General features: G+C 33.6%; 22 protein-coding genes and 1 tRNA gene. 14 read left to right on the top strand and 9 right to left on the bottom strand.

Translation table 11 applies throughout. From position 1 onward, the window contains the following. Nucleotides 1-2: 2 nt before the first annotated feature. Nucleotides 3-500, bottom strand: coding sequence for a GNAT family N-acetyltransferase (locus GFJ94_RS11270; RefSeq protein WP_153201611.1), 498 nt, complete (start codon nucleotides 498-500; stop codon nucleotides 3-5). Nucleotides 501-581: 81 nt separating this feature from the next. Here GFJ94_RS11270 and ribD point away from each other — a divergent pair, with 81 nt between their 5' ends. From ribD to GFJ94_RS11250, 4 genes are read left to right on the top strand one after another with little or no spacing between them, the layout of a single operon-like run. Beyond that, entirely contained in the window at nucleotides 582-1,640 is a 1,059-nt protein-coding gene (gene ribD / locus GFJ94_RS11265) for a bifunctional diaminohydroxyphosphoribosylaminopyrimidine deaminase/5-amino-6-(5-phosphoribosylamino)uracil reductase RibD (protein WP_153201610.1), read from the top strand. After that, entirely contained in the window at nucleotides 1,633-2,235 is a 603-nt protein-coding gene (locus GFJ94_RS11260; RefSeq protein WP_153201609.1) for an HAD family phosphatase, read from the top strand. The genes ribD and GFJ94_RS11260 overlap by 8 nt, the downstream gene beginning before the upstream one ends. A gap of 5 nt (nucleotides 2,236-2,240) precedes the next feature. After that, nucleotides 2,241-3,101 (top strand): DMT family transporter, encoded by an 861-nt coding sequence (locus tag GFJ94_RS11255; RefSeq protein WP_153201608.1) that lies wholly within the window; start codon nucleotides 2,241-2,243, stop codon nucleotides 3,099-3,101. A 1-nt stretch (nucleotide 3,102) separates the two neighbouring features. Further along, the gene (locus GFJ94_RS11250) at nucleotides 3,103-3,717 is read left to right on the top strand and encodes a YigZ family protein (protein ID WP_153201607.1); all 615 of its coding nucleotides are present in this window, start codon (nucleotides 3,103-3,105) and stop codon (nucleotides 3,715-3,717) included. A gap of 5 nt (nucleotides 3,718-3,722) precedes the next feature. Here GFJ94_RS11250 and GFJ94_RS11245 read toward each other — a convergent pair whose 3' ends face one another. Continuing rightward, nucleotides 3,723-4,124 carry a thioesterase family protein gene (locus GFJ94_RS11245; protein WP_153201606.1) on the bottom strand — a complete coding sequence of 134 codons (402 nt, stop codon included), beginning with the start codon at nucleotides 4,122-4,124 and terminating at the stop codon, nucleotides 3,723-3,725. A 202-nt stretch (nucleotides 4,125-4,326) separates the two neighbouring features. On the opposite strand from GFJ94_RS11245, the gene dnaA reads away from it, so the two are divergent. The 3 genes from dnaA to GFJ94_RS11230 are packed head-to-tail and all read left to right on the top strand — an operon-like array spanning nucleotide 4,327 to nucleotide 6,951. Then, complete coding sequence (dnaA, locus tag GFJ94_RS11240) at nucleotides 4,327-5,754, top strand: chromosomal replication initiator protein DnaA (protein WP_153201605.1); 1,428 nt, start codon at nucleotides 4,327-4,329, stop codon at nucleotides 5,752-5,754. 3 nt (nucleotides 5,755-5,757) lie between these two features. Continuing rightward, a complete protein-coding gene (locus GFJ94_RS11235; protein WP_153201604.1) occupies nucleotides 5,758-6,213 on the top strand; it encodes a low molecular weight protein-tyrosine-phosphatase in 456 nt (151 codons plus the stop codon). A gap of 3 nt (nucleotides 6,214-6,216) precedes the next feature. Next, a complete protein-coding gene (locus GFJ94_RS11230; RefSeq protein ID WP_153201603.1) occupies nucleotides 6,217-6,951 on the top strand; it encodes an SAM-dependent methyltransferase in 735 nt (244 codons plus the stop codon). Nucleotides 6,952-6,953: 2 nt separating this feature from the next. On the opposite strand, the gene GFJ94_RS11225 is transcribed toward GFJ94_RS11230, so the two are convergent. The 5 genes from GFJ94_RS11225 to dapF form a co-directional block, all read right to left on the bottom strand. After that, nucleotides 6,954-7,598 (bottom strand): peptidoglycan-binding protein LysM, encoded by a 645-nt coding sequence (locus GFJ94_RS11225; protein WP_153201602.1) that lies wholly within the window; start codon nucleotides 7,596-7,598, stop codon nucleotides 6,954-6,956. A 96-nt stretch (nucleotides 7,599-7,694) separates the two neighbouring features. Beyond that, nucleotides 7,695-8,615, bottom strand: a complete 921-nt coding sequence (locus GFJ94_RS11220) for a DUF2279 domain-containing protein (RefSeq protein ID WP_153201601.1) — start codon at nucleotides 8,613-8,615, stop codon at nucleotides 7,695-7,697. 72 nt (nucleotides 8,616-8,687) lie between these two features. Next, nucleotides 8,688-9,728: an endolytic transglycosylase MltG gene (gene mltG, locus GFJ94_RS11215; protein ID WP_153201600.1), complete on the bottom strand. Its 1,041-nt coding sequence runs from the start codon at nucleotides 9,726-9,728 to the stop codon at nucleotides 8,688-8,690. 14 nt (nucleotides 9,729-9,742) lie between these two features. Continuing rightward, nucleotides 9,743-10,273 carry a GNAT family N-acetyltransferase gene (locus GFJ94_RS11210; RefSeq protein WP_153201599.1) on the bottom strand — a complete coding sequence of 177 codons (531 nt, stop codon included), beginning with the start codon at nucleotides 10,271-10,273 and terminating at the stop codon, nucleotides 9,743-9,745. Between the two features lie 54 nt (nucleotides 10,274-10,327). Next, nucleotides 10,328-11,116, bottom strand: coding sequence for a diaminopimelate epimerase (gene dapF, locus GFJ94_RS11205; protein ID WP_153201598.1), 789 nt, complete (start codon nucleotides 11,114-11,116; stop codon nucleotides 10,328-10,330). Between the two features lie 123 nt (nucleotides 11,117-11,239). On the opposite strand from dapF, the gene GFJ94_RS11200 reads away from it, so the two are divergent. Further along, nucleotides 11,240-12,622, top strand: coding sequence for a Do family serine endopeptidase (locus GFJ94_RS11200; RefSeq protein ID WP_153201597.1), 1,383 nt, complete (start codon nucleotides 11,240-11,242; stop codon nucleotides 12,620-12,622). A gap of 127 nt (nucleotides 12,623-12,749) precedes the next feature. Beyond that, on the top strand, nucleotides 12,750-14,198 hold the full coding sequence (locus tag GFJ94_RS11195; protein WP_153201596.1) for a glyceraldehyde-3-phosphate dehydrogenase: 1,449 nt from the start codon (nucleotides 12,750-12,752) through the stop codon (nucleotides 14,196-14,198). A gap of 63 nt (nucleotides 14,199-14,261) precedes the next feature. Here GFJ94_RS11195 and GFJ94_RS11190 read toward each other — a convergent pair whose 3' ends face one another. Both GFJ94_RS11190 and trxB read right to left on the bottom strand, forming a co-directional pair. Next, entirely contained in the window at nucleotides 14,262-14,798 is a 537-nt protein-coding gene (locus GFJ94_RS11190; protein ID WP_153201595.1) for a peroxiredoxin, read from the bottom strand. Between the two features lie 18 nt (nucleotides 14,799-14,816). Next, complete coding sequence (gene trxB / locus GFJ94_RS11185; RefSeq protein WP_153201594.1) at nucleotides 14,817-15,764, bottom strand: thioredoxin-disulfide reductase; 948 nt, start codon at nucleotides 15,762-15,764, stop codon at nucleotides 14,817-14,819. 153 nt (nucleotides 15,765-15,917) lie between these two features. On the opposite strand from trxB, the gene GFJ94_RS11180 reads away from it, so the two are divergent. The 5 genes from GFJ94_RS11180 to scpA all read left to right on the top strand — a co-directional run bounded on the left by GFJ94_RS11180 (nucleotide 15,918) and on the right by scpA (nucleotide 20,669). Next, nucleotides 15,918-15,992, top strand: a tRNA-Pro gene (locus GFJ94_RS11180). Between the two features lie 193 nt (nucleotides 15,993-16,185). Beyond that, a complete protein-coding gene (gene udk / locus GFJ94_RS11175) occupies nucleotides 16,186-16,794 on the top strand; it encodes a uridine kinase (protein WP_153201593.1) in 609 nt (202 codons plus the stop codon). A gap of 1 nt (nucleotide 16,795) precedes the next feature. Beyond that, entirely contained in the window at nucleotides 16,796-17,149 is a 354-nt protein-coding gene (locus tag GFJ94_RS11170) for a septum formation initiator family protein (RefSeq protein ID WP_153201592.1), read from the top strand. A gap of 11 nt (nucleotides 17,150-17,160) precedes the next feature. After that, nucleotides 17,161-18,525, top strand: coding sequence for a methylmalonyl-CoA mutase family protein (locus tag GFJ94_RS11165; RefSeq protein ID WP_162523845.1), 1,365 nt, complete (start codon nucleotides 17,161-17,163; stop codon nucleotides 18,523-18,525). Continuing rightward, entirely contained in the window at nucleotides 18,525-20,669 is a 2,145-nt protein-coding gene (scpA, locus tag GFJ94_RS11160; RefSeq protein WP_162523856.1) for a methylmalonyl-CoA mutase, read from the top strand. Before GFJ94_RS11165 ends, scpA begins: the two co-directional genes overlap by 1 nt. Nucleotides 20,670-20,681: the final 12 nt, after the last annotated feature.

Below are 20,681 nucleotides of genomic sequence, written 5' to 3'. Positions count from 1 at the left end.
TTTTAAACTAATTTCTTCGTCATCCAAACTTCACAACTATTATGACCTGTATTTCCCATTGGACCATCAATATTTTCAAAACCTATTCTTTTGTATAGTTTTTGTGCGGTTGTCATAAACGATAAGGTTTCTAAATAGCAAATTTCAAATTCTTGTGCTTTCGCAAATTCCAGACATTTTTCAATGATTTTCTCTGCATAACCTGTTCCTCTGATTTCGGGAGCAAAATACATTTTTTGTAACTCACATACTTTAATGGTGTCATGCTGAACTGGTTTCAGCATCTCTAAAGGAGCAACACCACAACCACCAACGACTTTTCCGTCCTTTTCCACAACATAATAAACATAACGAGGGGCTTGATAGACTTCGTATAAAGAATCTAAAATTGGATCCGCATAAGCCGTTCCTACTTTTGGCGCATCTAATTCATGAAAAATATCACGAATTACCTTAGCAATCGACTCATTATCTTTTTGTTGGATTTCTCTAATTAACATAACATTTTTATTGTTGGGTAAAAGTACGTAAATTGATAGAATCGATTATTAATTCTATCTTAAAAATACTACTTTTGTATTATGACAACACACGAATTTTACATGAAACGCTGTATTGAACTCGCCAAAAATGGTTTAGGAACCACATATCCTAATCCGTTAGTGGGAAGTGTGATTGTTCACGAAGGTAAAATTATTGGCGAAGGTTGGCACAAAAAAGCAGGCGAACCTCATGCGGAAGTCAATGCGGTGAATTCGGTAAAAGATAAATCGTTGCTGAAAGATGCTACGATTTACGTGAGTTTAGAACCTTGTAGTCATTTTGGAAAAACACCTCCGTGTTGCGATTTAATTATTGCAAATGAAATTCCGAATGTAGTTGTTGGAACCATTGACCCATTTGCAAAAGTGGCTGGAAATGGTATCAAAAAGTTGGTGGAAAGTGGCAAAAATGTAACCGTTGGTATTTTAGAAGACGAATGCAACGAACTCAACAAACGCTTTTTCACCTTTCATCAAAAGAAAAGACCTTATATTATTTTGAAATGGGCCGAAACAACTGATGGATTTATTGCACCTGAGATGCTGAAACCAGTTCAGCATGACAAATTGAAACCCGTTTGGATTACCAATCCATATTCCAGACAATTGGTTCATAAATGGAGAACAGAAGAACAAGCAATTTTAGTAGGAACCAATACTGTTTTAGACGATAATCCAAAATTGGATGCTCGCGATTTTTCAGGGAATAATCCGGTTCGAATTGTGTTGGATAAATCAGGAAAAATTTCGCAAAACTATCATGTAAAAGACAATTCGCAAAAAACAATTTTTATAACTGAAAGCGAAAATTTCATTTCAACTGAAAATTGTATCTATGAAAATACTATCTTTGATATTCACCTAATTTCTTCAATTTGTGACATTTTGTATAAAAACGATATACAGTCTGTTATTATTGAAGGAGGAAGCAAGACTCTCCAATCATTCATAGATGCGAATTTATGGGATGAAGCAAGAGTTTTTTCTGGTAGAACAACATTTCAAAACGGCACATTAGCCCCAAACATTTCCGGAAATCCGGTTGCTGGTTTTGACATAATGAATGATGAACTTAAAATTTTCAAGAATTATGATTGAAGCAATTATTTTTGATTTTGGCGATGTTTTTATCGATTTAAACAAACAAGCTATTGATACCGAATTTAGAAAATTAGGCCTAACCGCTTGGCATGACGATTTGGATGCTTTGAATAAAAAGTACGAAATTGGAAAAATTGACGAACTCGAATTCATGCAAGGCTTTCAAAAACATTTACCTAATGCAGATTTAACAGAAATAAGAGCGGCTTGGAATTCTATTTTAGGTGATTTCCCATTGTATCGATTGGAATTTTTACAAATGATTGCATCAAAATACCGTCTATTTCTTTTAAGTAATACCGATCACACTCACATTGAAAAATTTGAACACAAAGAAGGACAAACTTTTGCTCGTGATTTTTATAGTTGTTTTGAAAAAGTATACTTTTCATACGAAATTGGAATTCGTAAACCCGATGAAAATGCGTTTAAATATGTGATAAATAATCACAACTTAAATCCTAAAAAAACTTTGTTTATTGACGACAAAAAAGAAAATACAGATGCTGCCGAAAAACTAGGTTTCCAAGTTTGGAACTTACAACCAGGGGTTGAAGATATTACACAACTATTTGATAAAAAAATAATTTAAACACTTTGATATATTTACTACTAAGCATTTTATTTAATGCCGTATTATTTGTTATAATTAAATTGTTTGCCAAATTTAATATTGATGCATTACAAGCATTAGTAATAAATTATTTTGTTGCCTTTTTGGTTGGACTTTTCTTTTTAGATTCGAGTACTATTTCAATAGAAATAGTTAATGAAGACTGGTTTAAAGGAAGTATTCTTTTAGGTTTTGTTTTCATTTCCACCTTTTATGCTACCACGATAACTTCACAACGAAATGGACTTTCAGTAGCTTCGGTAGCTTCTAAAATGTCGGTAATTATCCCTATTACTCTGGGTGTTATTTTATACAATGAATCTCTAGGTTTCGTCAAAATAATCGGAATACTTTTGGCGTTAATTGCCGTTTATTTTACTTCCAAAAAAGAAACCGGCGAAGTACAACAAGCTAACAATTTACTTTTCCCAGTTTTAGTATTTCTTGGCGCTGGAACTATCGATGCCAGTTTAAAATATTTGCAAACCTATCATGTTCCTGCCAATCAGATTGGATTATTCTCAACAGTTACTTTTTTTTGTGCTTTTAGTGTTGGTGTTTTAACAATACTCTTTTTTGCCATTCGAGGAAAGATTAAATTTTCGGGAAGAAATGTTTTAGGAGGAATAGCTTTGGGCTTACCCAATTACTTTTCTTTGTATTATTTAGTTAAAATGTTAGAAGCAAAAGCCTTTCAAAGTGCTACTTTATTTACTATTCACAATATTTCTATCGTTTTAGTTTCTACTTTTGTCGGCATTCTTTTTTTTAAAGAAAAAATTTCGCTTCGCAACGCATTCGGAATTGGATTGGCTTTATTCGCCCTTTATTTAGTTACCTATTAAAATGGATTTTCTAGAAAACGATATATACAAAACCATAGATTTTCCTTCGGAAGAAGTTTTACTTAAAGAAAAAAACAGTAAATTCTTTGGCTACGCTTTTCCTGTAACTTCTGAAGAAGATGTAAAAGAGAATTTAGAACGTTTGCGAAAAGAACATTTTTCGGCGCGTCATTGGTGTTATGCGTATCAAATTGGCACTGAGAAAATTCAATACCGTGCAAATGACGATGGCGAACCGAATAATAGTGCCGGAATGCCAATTTACGGACAAATTCAGTCATTTGAAGTCACGAATGTGTTAGTTGTGGTGGTTCGTTATTTTGGTGGCGTAAAACTCGGCGTTGGTGGATTGATTTCGGCATACAAAACGGCAGCTCAAATGGCTTTAGAAAACGCGACTATTGTTGAAAAAACAATTAATAAACATTTTATTATTTCATTTGGTTATGCACACATGAATAAAGTGATGCGAATTATTAAAGAAAAAAATCTTCAAATCGTTTCTCAAAAAATGGAAATGGATTGCGAAATTGAAATTTCAATCCGAAAAAAAAATGTCCAAAATTTATTAGACACTTTTGAAAGTTTGTATGAAATTAAATTAACCGAAATTTAAAAATTTCACAATGCATTTATCTTCTCCGAAACATAATTTGGAGGCAACATTGGACGTCCTGTTTTCATGTCTACAAACACCAACATGGAGTAGCCCGTTGTTAACAACTCATTTGCCTCATTATAAATTTCGTAGTCAAATTCTATCTTTACTGAAGTCTGACTTTTTAATATAGTTTTAACAGTTAGCAAGTCGTCATAACGAGCAGGTTTTTTATAATTCATTGATAACGAAACTACTGGAAGCATTACACCGTTTTCTTCCATCCATTTATAAGAAACCCCCATATTTCTTAGCCATTCCACTCGTCCCATTTCAAAATATTGTGCGTAATTTCCGTGATAAACGACTCCCATTTGATCTGTTTCCGCATAACGCACACGAACTTTAAATTGATATTCTCTCATATTAAATCTAAATTAAATTAACTTTAAAAAAATCCCTTAAGGCTTACAATATTTTTTTTTAAAAATCAAGTACAAAAAAATTTTTTTTACAGAATTTTGTTCACATATTTGCTATCCCAAATTATCCGAATAGAATATCCATTCTTTTCACTTTTGTAACCTATACAAAACTAAAATAAACAAGTAATAATTAAATGAATTTATGACAAAAACTGCGCAATCGGTATGGAATAACTGTCTGTCTTTCATAAAAGACAATATTCAAGATCAAGCTTACAAGACTTGGTTTGAACCTATTCAGTCAGTTGAGCTAAACGATAACGCGTTGTCTATTCAGGTACCTAGTAAATTTTTCTACGAATGGTTAGAAGAACACTATGTAAAATTATTAAAAGTAGCCTTAACTAAAGAATTAGGACCAGGCGCAAAGTTATTGTATAAAATTAAGATGGAAAACACTTATGGCAATAAACTTCCATTTACTGAGCAAATTCCGAGTTATAACAGAACAGCGGTAAAACCTCAGGAAGTAGATGTGCCAATTGTGAATAAAAATCCAGAATTAAAAAACCCTTTTGTTATTCCTGGAATTCGTAATTTAAAAATCGAATCACAACTAAATGCTAATTACAGTTTTGACAATTTCCTTGAAGGAGATTCGAACCGTTTAGCAAGAAGTGCTGGTATGGCTGTTGCTAATAAACCAGGTGGAACTTCTTTCAACCCATTATTAATTTTTGGTGGTGTTGGATTAGGAAAAACACACTTAGCACATGCTATTGGGGTTGAGATTAAAGATAAATATCCAGAAAAAACCGTGTTGTATATTTCAGCTGAAATATTCACACAACAATATATCGATTCTGTTAAGAAAAACACACGTAACGATTTTATTCACTTCTATCAATTAATTGATGTTTTGATTATCGATGACGTTCAATTCTTATCCGGTAAATCAGGAACGCAAGATGTATTTTTCCACATCTTCAATCACTTACACCAAAACGGAAAACAAGTGATTCTTACTTCTGATAAAGCACCTGTTGACATGCAAGATATTGAGCAACGCTTACTATCTCGTTTCAAATGGGGATTATCTGCAGAATTACACCAACCTGACTACGAAACGCGTATTTCAATTTTAAAGAACATTTTATTCCGTGATGGAGTAGAAATACCAGAAGAAATTATTGAATACGTTGCTAAGAATATTAAATCTAACGTTCGTGAATTAGAAGGTGCTATTATTTCTTTAATCGCTCAATCTTCTTTTAACAAACGTGAAGTTACAATTGATTTAGCAAAACAAGTAGTTGAGAAATTCGTTAAAAACGTAAAACGTGAAATTTCAATTGATTATATTCAGAAAATTGTTTCTGATTATTTCCAATTAGATGTTGAAACTCTACAGTCAAAAACTAGAAAACGTCACGTTGTGCAAGCTAGACAATTAGCGATGTTTTTTGCTAAGAAGTTTACGAAAGCTTCTTTGGCAAACATTGGTTCGCAAATTGGAGATAGAGATCACGCAACGGTTCTTCATGCTTGTAAAACGGTTGATAACTTAGTTACTACTGACAAACAATTCCGTAAATTCGTTGACGATATCAACAAGAAATTATCGCTATAATTCATGGCTTCTAGAATCTTAATGGTTTGCTTAGGAAATATTTGCCGTTCTCCTTTGGCAGAAGGCATTATGCGTTCTAAACTTTCCGAAGATTTCATTGTAGATTCAGCAGGAACTGGCGGTTGGCATGCAGGCGAATTACCTGATAAACGTTCGATATCAACAGCAAAAAATAGAGGTTTAGACATTACCAATCAACGAGCAAGACAATTCAAAAAAAGTGATTTTGATACTTTTGACCATATATTTGTAATGGACAATTCCAATTATAGAGATGTTTTAGCTTTGGCACCAAATGAAGAAGCGAAATCGAAAGTCAAACTGATTTTAAACGAAATTTTTCCTGGCGAAAATGTTGATGTTCCCGATCCTTATTATGGAGGTCAAGACGGATTTGAAAATGTTTTTGACATGCTAGACCAAGCTTGTGAAGAAATTGCAAGAAAACTTAAGAAATAAATCATGAAATCAAACACTTTAGGCAAACTGTATTTAATTCCTATTACACTTTCAAATCCTGGAGAAACTTCGGTAGTTCCTGAAGATGTTTTACCTCAAACCATAAAAAGAACCATTGATTTCGTAGATTATTATATTGTTGAAAACGAGAAAACCGCTCGAAAATTTATCAAAAGTATTCATCCTGAGAAAAAACAACCCGATTTAAAGATTTCAGTCTTAAATAAACATACTGAAATTGCAGAACACAACGAATTTATCCAACCATTATTAAGAGGTGAAAACATCGGATTAATGAGTGAATCTGGTTGTCCTGGTGTAGCAGATCCTGGTGCTGTAATTGTGAAATTGGCTCATGAAAAAGGAATTCAAGTTGTGCCTTTAGTAGGACCAAGTTCTATTTTATTGGCTTTGATGGCTAGTGGAATGAACGGACAAAGTTTTGCTTTTAACGGCTATTTACCAATCGATAAAAACGATAAAAAGCAGGCGTTGAAAAATTTTGAACGTTTGTCGCAAGATAAAAATCAATCTCAATTGTTTATTGAAACTCCGTATCGAAATAATAAATTGATGGAAGATTTGTTGCAAATTTTACAACCAAGTACTTATTTATGTGTAGCTTGTGACATTACTTTACCAACGGAATTCATCAAAACCAAAACGGTTAACGAATGGAAAAAAGAAAAGGCCGATTTACATAATCGACCTTGTATTTTTATTATTCACAAAATGTAAAATTACTCTAAATCTACCTTAGCATTTGCATCTGCTTCGATGTGCGTAATATCGTAATTTGAAAATTTTCTGATGTAGCTTGATAACGATGTTCCAAAACCATCTTTGAAACCATTACGCCCATTACTTCTCAAATATTTTTTTACTGAACCTGCACCACCTAAATGAGCTGCAGCAACTAAACCAGATTCTGTAATCTCAACACCGTTAATGATTCTACCTGAGTATTTTTGAATTTCTTTACGTAATTCCCACTTGTTTCTAGCGATTAAAGCTTTAAATGCTTCATCTTGCCATTCAGCGTTACGTAAAAATTCTTGAAAATCATAAATACCTACAGTGCGCAGTGTACTTCTTCCGAATTGGTATTTACCCATGTATCCGTATGGATTCACTAAGTGTAATATACCTCTTGACTCTTTGTAAGCCATTTTTTGAGCAAAACCTATAAAAGATTTACCAACTTGTGGCACTTTAATTGGTAAAACCTCTTCGTTTTCGTATTCATTTGGAACGTGGTATTTAATTACCTCTGAGTTCGACAAATGAAATCCTTCTAATTTTTCTTTCTTAAAGGTTATAAAACCTGAAGAAACGACTAAGACTAGGAGTGTCAATCCTATAAAGTAAGACCTTTTTTTTATCATGAATTGTTATTTCTCAGCGTCTGTCACCCTTCTGAAATTACCGGTGCAAATATACAAAAAAAATTACAATATTGATTTACAGCATGTTAATAATTCCTAAAAGTAGATGAAGTGCGCTTTAAGTCCGTTATACTCATCGTATTGCAAAGTAGGTGCTGGAATTTTTATTGTGTTAAAAACCGAAAAAAGTGTCTTTAAAAATTGTGATTTTGTAGTAATTTTCGTTAAGTCAACATCCAAACTTAGGTAAAATTGACGATATGGGTTTTGAAAAACACTATTTTGAATAGCTTCTGCGTCTTTTCCATACAACATACCTTCACCGCCATAACCAATTGCTAGATTTAACCACTTTGGAACAAATCTATCTTTTGTAAACGAATGAACATTAAACGAAAACCAATAAGTTTGACCGTTGTAATCTTTTAAAATTTCTTCGTTAAAGGATGCTCCCAGAGTTTCTGGACGTTGTGAAGCGAATTTAGTTTGATGAAAGGAGAATTTTGGAGTAATTCGTTGTTCTTTCCAAAGCAATTCTTGAGAAACATATAGCGCCGTTCCAGAAACATTGGCAATTATATCACCTGATGAAGCTCCCCATTCTTGTGAAAAGCCATCAAAAACCTCAACTACCGTAAGAAATCCTAATCCTAAAGTAGAGCCATAAATGAGTTGCTCATTTTTTGAAGCGCCACTCCAATGCAACATTTCAGCTCCTACCCTTCCTAAATGATAGGTAGAATATAGGTGTCCTAATTTATCCATTTGCAACCACTGATTGTTATCATTGATGAAATGGAAACTAGATTTTGGATAATCTTTGTACCAAAGTTGGTTCAAACCAATTAAAGTAGCTCCCAAAGCAACAGATTCACCAATGTAAACTCCTGTTCTTCTTGGCTTATTTAGAGTATCCGAAGGTTTTAAAAAAGTATTGATACTTGATTGCGCCTGAGAAAAAACAGAAACAAACAGAAAAATGGACAACAAAATAGCCCTGATTGAAGCGATATCCATTTTTGAAAAAAAAGATTTAGCGAAAAGCAGGAACACGGAAACCAAAAACGCCCATACCATTCGCTTCAGAAATTATCGATTAATACCTAATTTACTAACCCAATCGGCATATTTTTTTGCATTTACTTGATGCGCTTCGTAACTTGATGCAAAAGCATGATAACCGGGCTTATCTGGATTTGCGCAGAAGTAAATATAATCATGATTTGTAGCATTTAAAACCGCATCAATAGCTGAAACATCAGGCATAGCAATTGGCCCAGGAGGCAATCCTTTGTTGATATAAGTATTGTAAGGAGAATTAATTCGTAAATCGTTATAAAAAACACGTTTAATTTCTTGGTCAAAATCGCCCGAACGTTTTTTGATAGCAAAAATTACGGTTGGATCAGCTTGCAATGGCATGTCTTGTTTTAAACGGTTTAAATAAACACCAGCTACTGTTGGTCTTTCATCTACTTTTGCCGTTTCTTTATGCACAATTGAAGCTAAAGTATAAACCTGAATAGGTGTTAAACCTAACGCTTTTGCTTTTTCTGTACGCTCATTATTCCAAAAAATTTGGTATTCTTTAGCTAATTTTTGTGCGATTTTTTCAGCTGGTGTATTCCAGTAAAACTCATACGTATTTGGAATAAAAAGCGCTAAAACAGTTTCTTCTGTTAAGCCATTTTCCTCTAGAAAAGGTGAATTGGTAAACGCTAAATCTAATTTTAAGCTATCTGGTTCTAATTGGGTAGCTAAACGTTGTACTAACTTACCTAACGTTTCTTGATTGTTAAATGCTACTTTAACAGGAACATTTAAACGTAAACTTCTTACCATATCAAAACTAGTCATGTCTTTTTTGAAAAGAAATTTTCCTGCTTTAACATTCGTACTATAATTTCTTGATGTGGCAACAAAATCAAATTTTTCAAAATCTTTGATGAATGGTTTTACAATTTCGGTTACTTGTTCATAAGTTGAATTCGAAGGAATGTAAACATAAACTTCGTCTTGTGAAAACTGTGTATTAGGTGTAAAAGCTTTAAAATATACATAAACACCAACTGCTGTTGCAACTACAATTCCGGCAACAGCTATGATTGAAATAAGTTTTTTTACGTTCAAAGGGTTATTTTTTTTTAATTGTGATTGATTAATTGATATAACATTTCGTCTTCGTATTGATTGTTGATTTTATTCCAATCTTTTTTTACTCCGATTTTCTGAAAGCCAAATTTAGTAAAAAGGGAAATACTAATTTCATTTTTTGAACCAATATTTGCATACAATTGATGTAATTGCAATTGATTGAAAGAATAATTGATTACAAGCTGCAATGCTTCAGAACCAATTCCTGAATTTCGATTAGTTTCATTTGAAATAACTATTCCCACACCTGCTCTATTATTTTTAGGATCAAAATCAAATAAATCGATTAAACCTACTGCTTCAAAAGTATCATTTAAGCAAATAGCTAAGCGCAATTGTTTGGCTTCATAAATATCTTGGTGCGCATTTTCTAAATACTGACGAATCAAAAATCGACTATATGGAGTTTGCGTATTGCTCACTTCCCAAACCGATTCGTTGTTTTCTATAGCATAGATAAACTCTAAATCTTCGGGTTCGAGTGCGCGTAGGTATATGCTGGTTCCTTTTAATGTTATCATTTTCAATTACAAGTTCAAATACAAGTTCAAAAATCAAAAATCGTTACTCTTCAATCAAAAATCTAAATCAATCTTTCCTTCAAAAACAAAAGTTGCTGGTCCGATTAAGAAAACGTTGGTGTATTTTCCGTTATCGACATCAAATTGTACTTTTAATTTTCCGCCTTCTACGTTTAAGTCTATGATATTATTGTTTGTTATACCTGTTTGATGCATCGCGATTGCAACTGCTGTAACTCCTGTTCCACATGACAAAGTTTCATCTTCTACACCACGTTCATAGGTGCGAACAGCAAAAATGTCATTTTCCAATTGACTCACAAAATTGACATTACTTCCCGCTTTTCCATACAAATCAGAATAACGAATTTTTGCTCCTTCCGATTTTACATCTAATATTTTTAAATCATCAACTACTTGTACATGATGAGGCGAACCTGTATTTAAAAAAGTATAATTTTCTTGTTGATTAATTGTATCAACATCTTTCATTTGAAGTGCCACGATTCCATCCGCATCTATTGTTGCATAATGATAACCATCAACCGCTTCAAACTCAGCTTTGTTTTCGATAACGCCCATTTGTTTGGCAAAAGCTACTAAACATCTACCACCATTACCACACATCGAACTTTCATTCCCATCCGAATTATAGTAAACCATTTTAAAATCATATTGTGGATGATTCTCTAACAAAATCAAGCCATCACCACCAATGCCAAATCTTCTGTCACACAATTGCTCGACAAGTTTGGTGTTATTTTTAGAAAAAAAGTCAGAACGATTATCAATCATTACAAAATCGTTCCCTGTTCCTTGATATTTATAAAATGTTAGTTGCATTGTCAAATTAGTTTATACAAAAGTACAAATATTAATAAGATGTTAAACATTGTTAATCGAGCGTTAAAGTGATTTTTTGGAATATTTTTTGTTATAATTTTGAGTGAACAAAAATTAATACTTATGAAAAAATTTGGAAGTTTATTTCTCGTATCGCTCTTGAGTGGAGCCGTAACATTAGGTGCTTACAAATTATTTTTAGAGCCAAATAATGCAGAAAAACTAACTCTTGCATCACCTAATTATGCCAAAAATGTAAATTTAGGCGCAGAAAACATTGATTTTACAGCAGCAGCCGAAAACACGATTCACGCTGTAGTTCACGTAAAAAACGTGAGTGTTTCCAAAGTTCCAAGCAACCCTTTGATGGAATTTTTCTATGGTTATCAAGGATCAAGGGAACAAACACAAATCGGAACCGGTTCTGGAGTTATCATTACCGAAGATGGTTATATCGTAACCAACAATCATGTAATACAAGATGCAACCGAATTAGAGGTAACACTAAACAACAATAAATCTTATAAAGCAAAACTAGTCGGAACCGATTCTAAAATGGATGTCGCGCTTTTAAAAGTTGAAGCGGATGAAAAATTACCTTATGTAGTTTTTGGTGATTCTGACGCTATTAAAGTGGGGGAATGGGTTTTGGCAGTTGGGAATCCGTATAACTTAAACTCAACAGTAACTGCTGGAATTGTCTCGGCAAAAGCTCGAAATTTATCAAACAATGGTATTCAATCGTTTATTCAAACCGATGCTGCGGTAAATCCAGGAAATAGCGGTGGTGCTTTGGTAAACACTCGTGGAGAATTAGTCGGAATTAATACGATGATTTCTTCACCAACAGGGAGTTATGCGGGATATTCGTTTGCTGTCCCATCGAATTTAACACGAAAAATTATTGAAGATTTAATGCAATTTGGTAATGTACAACGAGGTGTTTTAGGAATTGAAGGTGGCGAATTGAATTCGAATTACGCTAAAGAATTAGGCATAAAAGAAACGCAAGGATTCTACATTAATAAAGTAACTAAAAATTCTGGTGCTGAAAAAGCGGGTTTAGAAATCGGAGATATTATTATACAATTAGATAATAAAAAAATCAATAGTTATTCTGAATTATCAGCCTATATAAATACCAAACGACCAAATGATGTTATTCAAGTAAGTGTTTTACGTGATGGGAAACAAAAAACACTTCCGGTGAAACTGACCAAAAAAGAAATTTTAAATTACGAATTCAACGGAATTGAATTTGAAGATATAGATGCTACAGATAAAAAACAATTCAACGTTAAAGAAGGCATCAAGATTAAAAAAGTTAACAATCCTGAGTATGCAGAATATAGTGATATTTTAGATGGTGCCGTAATTTTAAGTATTGATGGCATGAAAGCAAAAGATATGGAAACCATTTCAAGCTATTTGGCTAAAAAAGAAAATCAAAAAGCTAGATATCAATTAATATCTAAAAACGGTCAAATGTATAGCATAATCATGTAAAGAATTTCTTTAAAAAAATGACTTCAAAAAACCAGACAAAATAATGTCTGGTTTTTTTATTAAAAAAATTTCACGAAAACGATTGAAATCTATACTTTTGCACCACAAAACAACACATTATATTTACATGAGCAATATTTCTTTATACGAAAAAGAATTAGCTTTTCAAGCAGACAGAAGAAAAGCAGGTGTAGAATTCATTAAAATCATAAGTGATTTATGGTTTGATAAATCAATCGAATTAGTATTATTCCGCAATCAATTAATCGACAAAAACGTAAGCGAAATCATCAATTTACACGAGTATGCTGGTGCTTTCGTTGAAAAACCAATCAACGTTTTTGATTCAGTTGAAATTGCAAGTGCTATTGTTGATTTAGATTTACCTCCATCAAGAATTGATATTGGAAAATTAACTTATGAATATCATTTAGAAGATGATAAATACAATGATGCAAAAGCATTTGTTATCGACAAGTTAAAAAACGCTAAAAACTTTCAAGAAATCAAACCTAAAGATGTAGTGCTTTATGGATTTGGTAGAATTGGACGATTATTAGCACGTGAAATCATGTCTAAAATTGGAAAAGGACAACAATTACGTTTAAGAGCAATTGTTACAAGAGATAAAAATGATGCAGTTTTATTAGAAAAAAGAGCCTCTTTATTACGTTATGATTCAGTTCATGGCGATTTCCAAGGTTCTGTTATAGCTGACCCAGAAAACAATGCTTTATTGATTAACGGAACTACCGTTCACATCATTACTGCAAATTCACCAGAAGAAATTGATTATACTGCTTACGGAATTGAAGACGCTTTGTTAATTGATAACACTGGAGCATTCACTAATGAAGAAGCCTTACAAAGACATTTAGTTTCAAATGGTGTTGAAAAAGTTTTATTAACGGCTCCCGGAAAAGGAATTCCAAATATTGTTTACGGAGTAAATCACGAAGATTACAATCCAGATGAAGTAAATATTTTCTCTGCAGCTTCTTGTACAACCAATGCAATTACTCCAGTTTTAAAAGCTGTTGAAGATACTTTAGGTGTTATAAAAGGACACTTAGAAACCATACACGCTTACACAAATGACCAAAACTTAGTAGACAACATGCACAAAAAATACCGTAGAGGTCGTGCTGCTGCTTTAAACATGGTTATTACAGAAACTGGTGCTGGAAGTGCTGTCGCAAAAGCATTACCTACATTAGCAGGTAAATTAACTTCAAACGCTATTCGTGTTCCTGTTCCAAACGGTTCATTAGTAGTTTTAAATTTAGAAGTTGGCACAGCAACTTCGATTGAAGAAGTAAACAACATTATGAAAAAATATGCTTTAGAAGGAGATCTTGTAGAGCAAATCAAATATTCTTTAAACAATGAATTAGTATCATCTGATATTGTAGGAACATCAGCTCCTGCTATTTTTGATAGCAATGCTACTATTGTTTCTGAAGACGGAAAAAACATTGTAATGTATGTATGGTATGATAACGAGTATGGCTACAGTCATCAAGTTATTCGTTTAGCAAAATACATTGCTAAAGTAAGAAGATACAGCTACTATTAGTAGATAGCATAAAATTTCAAAAGCTCTTAGTGAAAACTAGGAGCTTTTTTATTTATTACATTATTACTTAACCAAATTATTCAAAACTAACCTTAATGCATCGTCATCCCAATTGGTTGCTACTTTAGATTCCACTACAATTCTTCCTTTTTTACTTAACAAATAAGTACTTGATGGAAAAGTAAATTCCATAGGTTTTGGAATTCGACTCAAACTAAAATATACTGGGAAAGTAAATTGATGTTGCTCAATAAAATTTCGAACTTCAATTTGGGTATTTTTAGTTACAAAATAAAACTGTGCTTTGGTTTTATACTCATCATATATAGTTTGCAACGTTTCTAATTCTTCCACTACATTTGGATCGTTTACATCCCACATATGAATTAAAATCACATTTTTTTCGTCCGCAATCATATTTTTACTAACACCACTTGGACCAATCAAAGCCCAATCGTAAAAGCTAACTATATTTTGTTCGTCTAAAGAGACGAATTTTGGAAATGGTAAAGATGACGCACTGTTTGAATTTGTAAAATAATACACTAATCCAGAGATACCAATAAAAAACACCAATAAAAAGATTTTTTTAGCATTCATGATTTTAAAATTTAAATATTACTCTTTCGCCGCTAAATAACGTTCTGCATCTAATGCCGCCATACAACCAGTTCCCGCAGCCGTAATAGCCTGACGATATACATGGTCAGCCGCATCACCTGCTACAAATACACCTGCTACATTTGTTTTAGAACTTCCTGGTACATTTACGATGTAACCCGTTTCATCTAACGTAATGTAATCAGCAAAAATATCAGTGTTTGGTTTGTGACCAATGGCTACGAAAAATCCAGTTGCTGGAATTTCAACAACTTCACCAGTAGCTCTATTTTTTGCTTTAACTCCTGTTACTACTTGACCGTCGCCTAAAACTTCTTCTGTTTCAGTGTGCATTAAAATTTCGATATTTTCTGTTTTTTGAACACGTTCAGCCATAATTTTAGAAGCTCTAAATTTATCACTACGAACTAACATCGTTACTTTTTTACATAATTTAGACAAGTAATGTGCTTCTTCACAAGCGCTATCTCCTGCGCCAACGATTACTACTTCTTGATTTCTATAGAAAAATCCGTCGCAAACCGCACAAGCGGAAACTCCACCACCTAATTTTAAATAATGTTGTTCCGATTCTAATCCTAAATATTTAGCAGAAGCTCCTGTAGAAATAATTACCGTATCTGCGTGAATTTCTATGGTATCGTTAATCCAAACTTTATGAATATCTCCAGAGAAATCTACTTTTGTAGCCCATCCATCACGAATATCTGAACCAAAACGTTTTGCTTGTTCTTGCAACTGAACCATCATTTCAGGTCCGGTTACACCTTCAGGATATCCAGGAAAATTTTCAACTTCATTGGTTGTTGTTAATTGACCCCCCGGTTGTTGTCCTTGATATAAAACAGGATTCATATTCGCTCTAGCCGCATAAATAGCCGCAGTATAACCCGCTGGACCAGAACCTATAATTAAACATTTTACTTTTTCAATTGTATTTGACATAACTTTATTCTTTTAAGAGTAGCAAATGTAAGTTTTTAATTAAAATTATTTCTTAAAAATAGATTAGAATTCACTATTTCATAATAAACTAAATTTATTTTTAAAAAACGTTTTGAAAATAACAATATAGTTCTATATTTGCACTCACAAATTCGGGGTGTAGCGTAGCCCGGTTATCGCGCCTGCTTTGGGAGCAGGAGGCCGCAGGTTCGAATCCTGCCACCCCGACAAAAGACCTTCAATTGAGGGTCTTTTTTCATTTATAAAAATCTGTTTTCTATCTGCGATGCAAAGCATCTGTTTTATCCGCGTTCCAAAACCTATATTTTTTTAGCATTTATTCCCAAACTTTCTCACCAAAACAAAAAACACATAGAATATTATTTCTATTTTTGCTAAAACAATCAACCTAAGAATCTTTATGCTAATTATTGGAATTGCCGGCGGTACCGGAAGTGGAAAAACGACAGTAGTACATCAAATTATGAATGAGTTACCTTCTTCAGAAGTGGGAATCATTTCTCAGGATTCGTACTATAAAGAAACGCATCACTTAAGCTATGAAGAGCGTACCAAAATTAATTTTGATCATCCAAGAGCGATTGATTTTGAACTTTTAGTTGCTCATTTAAAAGACTTAAAAGCCGGAAAAACAATTGAACAACCTGTTTATTCTTTCGTTACTCACGATAGAACTGACGACAAAGTCATCACACATCCAAGAAAAGTAATGATTGTTGAAGGCATCTTAATTCTAACCAATCCAGAATTAAGGGAAATGTTTGACATTAAAGTATACGTTCATGCCGATTCTGACGAACGATTAATTCGTCGTTTAAAACGTGATATTGCAGAACGTGGACGTGATATGGAAGAGGTTTTAAACCGTTATCAAAACACGTTAAAACCAATGCACGAGCAATTCATCGAGCCTACAAAAGCTTTTGCTGATATTATCATTCCAAATGACAAATACAACACGGTTGCTATCGACGTAGTGCGAGCTGTAATTAATCAAAGAATCGCTTAAAATGAAAAAAATAAAGAATTTAATTGCCAATTATCCGTTCCTAAAGTTTTTAGTGAACCGTTATGTTTTGGTATTACTTTTCTTTATTGTTTGGATGTTATTTTTTGACAATTACTCCTATTTAGAACACCGCGTTTTAGATAAAGAAATTGAGGAAATTGAGGATAATATTCAGTATTACAAAACCGAAATCAAAAAAGACAGTGCCAATATAAAACACCTTAAAAATGATGATCGTGTAGAAAAATACGCTCGCGAAAAATATTATATGAAACGCGAAAACGAAGATATTTACATCATAGAATTTGAAGGCGAAAAGAAAGCTGAATCTGAAAAAACAACTAGTAACAATTAAAAATATAATTCGTGGCTAACAATAATTTATTTTCCGATTTTGAAGCCGTTTCTTCTAAACAATGGAAGCAACAAATTCAATACGAACTAAAAGGAGCTGATTACAACGAAACATTAGTTTGGGAAAGTCCAGAAGGCATTAAAGTAAAACCGTTTTATCACAATGATGAAACAGCAATAAATCTTGACGCCATTGTTCCAACAAAACCTTTTGCAATTGTTCAAAATATTTTTGTTCATGATGTGAAAAAATCGAATGCTCGTGCGCTTGAAACTTTACAGAGAGGAGCAGAAAGCGTTCGTTTTACATTAGAAAATGATACGGTTTCAATTGAAGAATTAATGCAAAATCTTCCGTTAGAGAATGTAAATTATTATTTCAATTTACCTTTTCTTTCTGTTGAATTTACGAATAATATCAATGATTTCGCTTCAAAAAACAAAGCTAATATCTTTATCCAAAATGATCCAATCGGACAATTAGTAAAAGATGGAAATTGGTTTGAAAACCTTGAAAAAGATATTGAGAAACTAAATACAATTGCTTCAAAAACAACTGTTCCATTTTTAACTATTTCAAGCGGAATTTATCAAAACGCTGGTGCGAATATAGTGCAACAATTAGCTTACACTTTAGCACAAGCAAACGAATATTTCAATAGAATTCCAGCCATCAACCAACCCATTACGATTGAAGTTGCTGTTGGAACAAATTACTTTTTCGAAATAGCAAAACTAAGAGCATTACGTCTTTTATTCAATACTTTAGCATCAGAATACAATCATAATTTGGATTGTCATATCATCGCAACACCAACCAAACGCAATAAAACATTATACGATTATAACGTAAATATGTTGCGTACGACTACAGAATGTATGTCGGCAATTTTAGGTGGAGCCGATGCTGTTGCAAATTTAGCTTACGATGCGATTTATCACAAAGACAACGAGTTTGGCGATAGAATTTCGAGAAACCAATTGTTAGTTTTAAAACACGAAAGTTATTTTGACAAAGTGAATAATCCTGCTGATGGCGCGTATTATATTGAAACCTTAACGGAACAATTAGCAGAAAAAGCTTTAGAATTATTCAAAGATATCGAGAAAAATGGCGGTTTAATTTCGCAATTAATCGATGGAACGATTCAAAGAAAAATCAACGAAAGTGCTCAAAAAGAACAAGAACTTTTCGATTCAGGGAAAGAAGTTTTATTGGGAACCAACAAATATCCAAACAAAAACGACCAAATGAAAAACGATTTGGAATTGTATCCTTTCGTAAAACAAAACGCCAGAAAAACGTTAATCACACCGATTATCGAAAAACGTTTGGCTGAAAAATTAGAACAAGAACGATTATCTCAAGAGCAATAATCATGAGAAAAGATATACAACATTTAAAGTTAGAAGTTAGAAGTCAGAAGTTAGAAGTTTCTGAAAAACAACACTTCACCACAGCCGAAAACATCGAGTTAAAACCAACTTACACTAAAGAAGATATTTCTAATTTAGAGCATCTTGGTTTTGGCGCTGGTTTTGCACCAAATTTACGCGGACCATACGCTACCATGTACGTTCGCCGACCATGGACAATTCGTCAATATGCGGGATTTTCTACTGCGGAAGAAAGTAATGCTTTTTACAGAAGAAACTTAGCGGCTGGACAAAAAGGTTTATCCGTTGCCTTCGATTTAGCAACACACAGAGGTTACGATTCAGACCACGAACGAGTGGTTGGTGATGTTGGAAAAGCTGGAGTTGCGATTGACTCGGTGGAAGATATGAAAGTACTTTTCGACCAAATTCCTTTAGGTGAAATGTCGGTTTCGATGACGATGAATGGTGCGGTTTTACCAATTATGGCTTTCTACATCGTGGCTGCGGAAGAACAAGGCGTTACTCCTAACCTATTATCAGGAACAATTCAGAATGACATTTTGAAGGAATTCATGGTGCGAAATACTTACATTTATCCACCAACACCTTCGATGAAAATTATTGCGGATATTTTCGAATATACGAGTAAAAATATGCCAAAATTCAACTCGATTTCGATTTCGGGTTACCACATGCAAGAAGCGGGAGCTACTGCTGATATTGAATTGGCGTACACTTTAGCTGATGGTTTAGAATACATTCGCACCGGTTTAGCGGCTGGAATGGATATTGATACATTTGCTCCTCGCCTTTCTTTTTTCTGGGCGATTGGAATGAATCATTTTATGGAAATTGCAAAAATGCGTGCCGGTCGTATGCTTTGGGCAAAATTATTGAAACAATTCAACCCAAAAGACGAAAAATCATTGGCTTTAAGAACGCATTGCCAAACTTCGGGTTGGAGTTTAACGGAACAAGATCCTTTTAACAATGTAGCTCGAACTGCGATTGAAGCAGCCGCAGCAGCCTTTGGAGGAACACAATCGTTACACACGAATGCTTTGGACGAAGCGATTGCTTTACCAACCGATTTCTCAGCACGAATTGCTCGTAATACACAAATCTTTTTACAGGAAGAAACTAAAATCTGTAAAACAGTTGACCCATGGGCAGGAAGTTATTATGTAGAAAGTTTAACAGCTGAAATTGCTGAAAAAGCGTGGGCTTTAATTGAAGAAGTAGAAGCACTTGGTGGCATGACTAAAGCCATTGAAGCAGGAATTCCAAAACTAAGAATTGAAGAAGCTGCTGCACGCAAACAAGCACGTATCGATAGCAGTCAAGATATTATTGTTGGGGTGAATAAATACCGTTTGGAAAAAGAAGATCCGTTACATATTTTGGATGTGGATAACCAAATGGTGCGCAAACAACAAATTGAACGTTTAGAACAAATTAAAGCGGCTCGCGATAACGCTAAAGTTGCCGAATGTTTAGCAAAATTAACCGAAAGCGCAGATTCCCATATACACGGGAATGACAACGGTGTAAATTTACTATCTTTAGCAGTAGAAGCAGCACGAAACAGAGCGACATTAGGCGAAATTAGTGATGCTTTAGAATTAGTTTTCGGAAGATATAAAGCACAAATTAGAAGTTTTAGCGGCGTGTATAGTAAAGAAATTAAAAACGACGAAAGTTTTGAAAAAGCAAAACAATTAGCTGATGCTTTCGCGAAGAAAGAAGGGCGTCGTCCACGTATTATGATAGCGAAAATGGGACAAGACGGTCATGATCGTGGAGCGAAAGTAGTAGCAACAGGTTATGCTGACGTAGGTTTTGACGTTGACATTGGACCATTATTCCAAACACCACAAGAAGCTGCAAAACAAGCGGTGGAAAACGACGTACACATTTTAGGCGTTTCTTCTTTAGCTGCGGGACACAAAACTTTAGTACCACAAGTAATTGAAGAATTAAAAAAATACGGAAGAGAAGATATTATGGTAATTGTGGGCGGAGTTATCCCAGCACAAGACTACCAATTCTTATTCGACGCTGGAGCTGTAGCGGTTTTTGGTCCAGGCACAAAAATTAGTGATGCTGCGATTACGATTTTAAAAATTTTAATTGAAGAATAAAAATCAACAATT

The organism is Flavobacterium sp. LMO8 (assembly GCF_009495755.1).
In the GTDB taxonomy this organism is placed as follows: domain Bacteria; phylum Bacteroidota; class Bacteroidia; order Flavobacteriales; family Flavobacteriaceae; genus Flavobacterium.
Note: the sequence above shows the minus strand (reverse complement) of the source record. Positions and strands in the feature narration are given on the sequence as shown.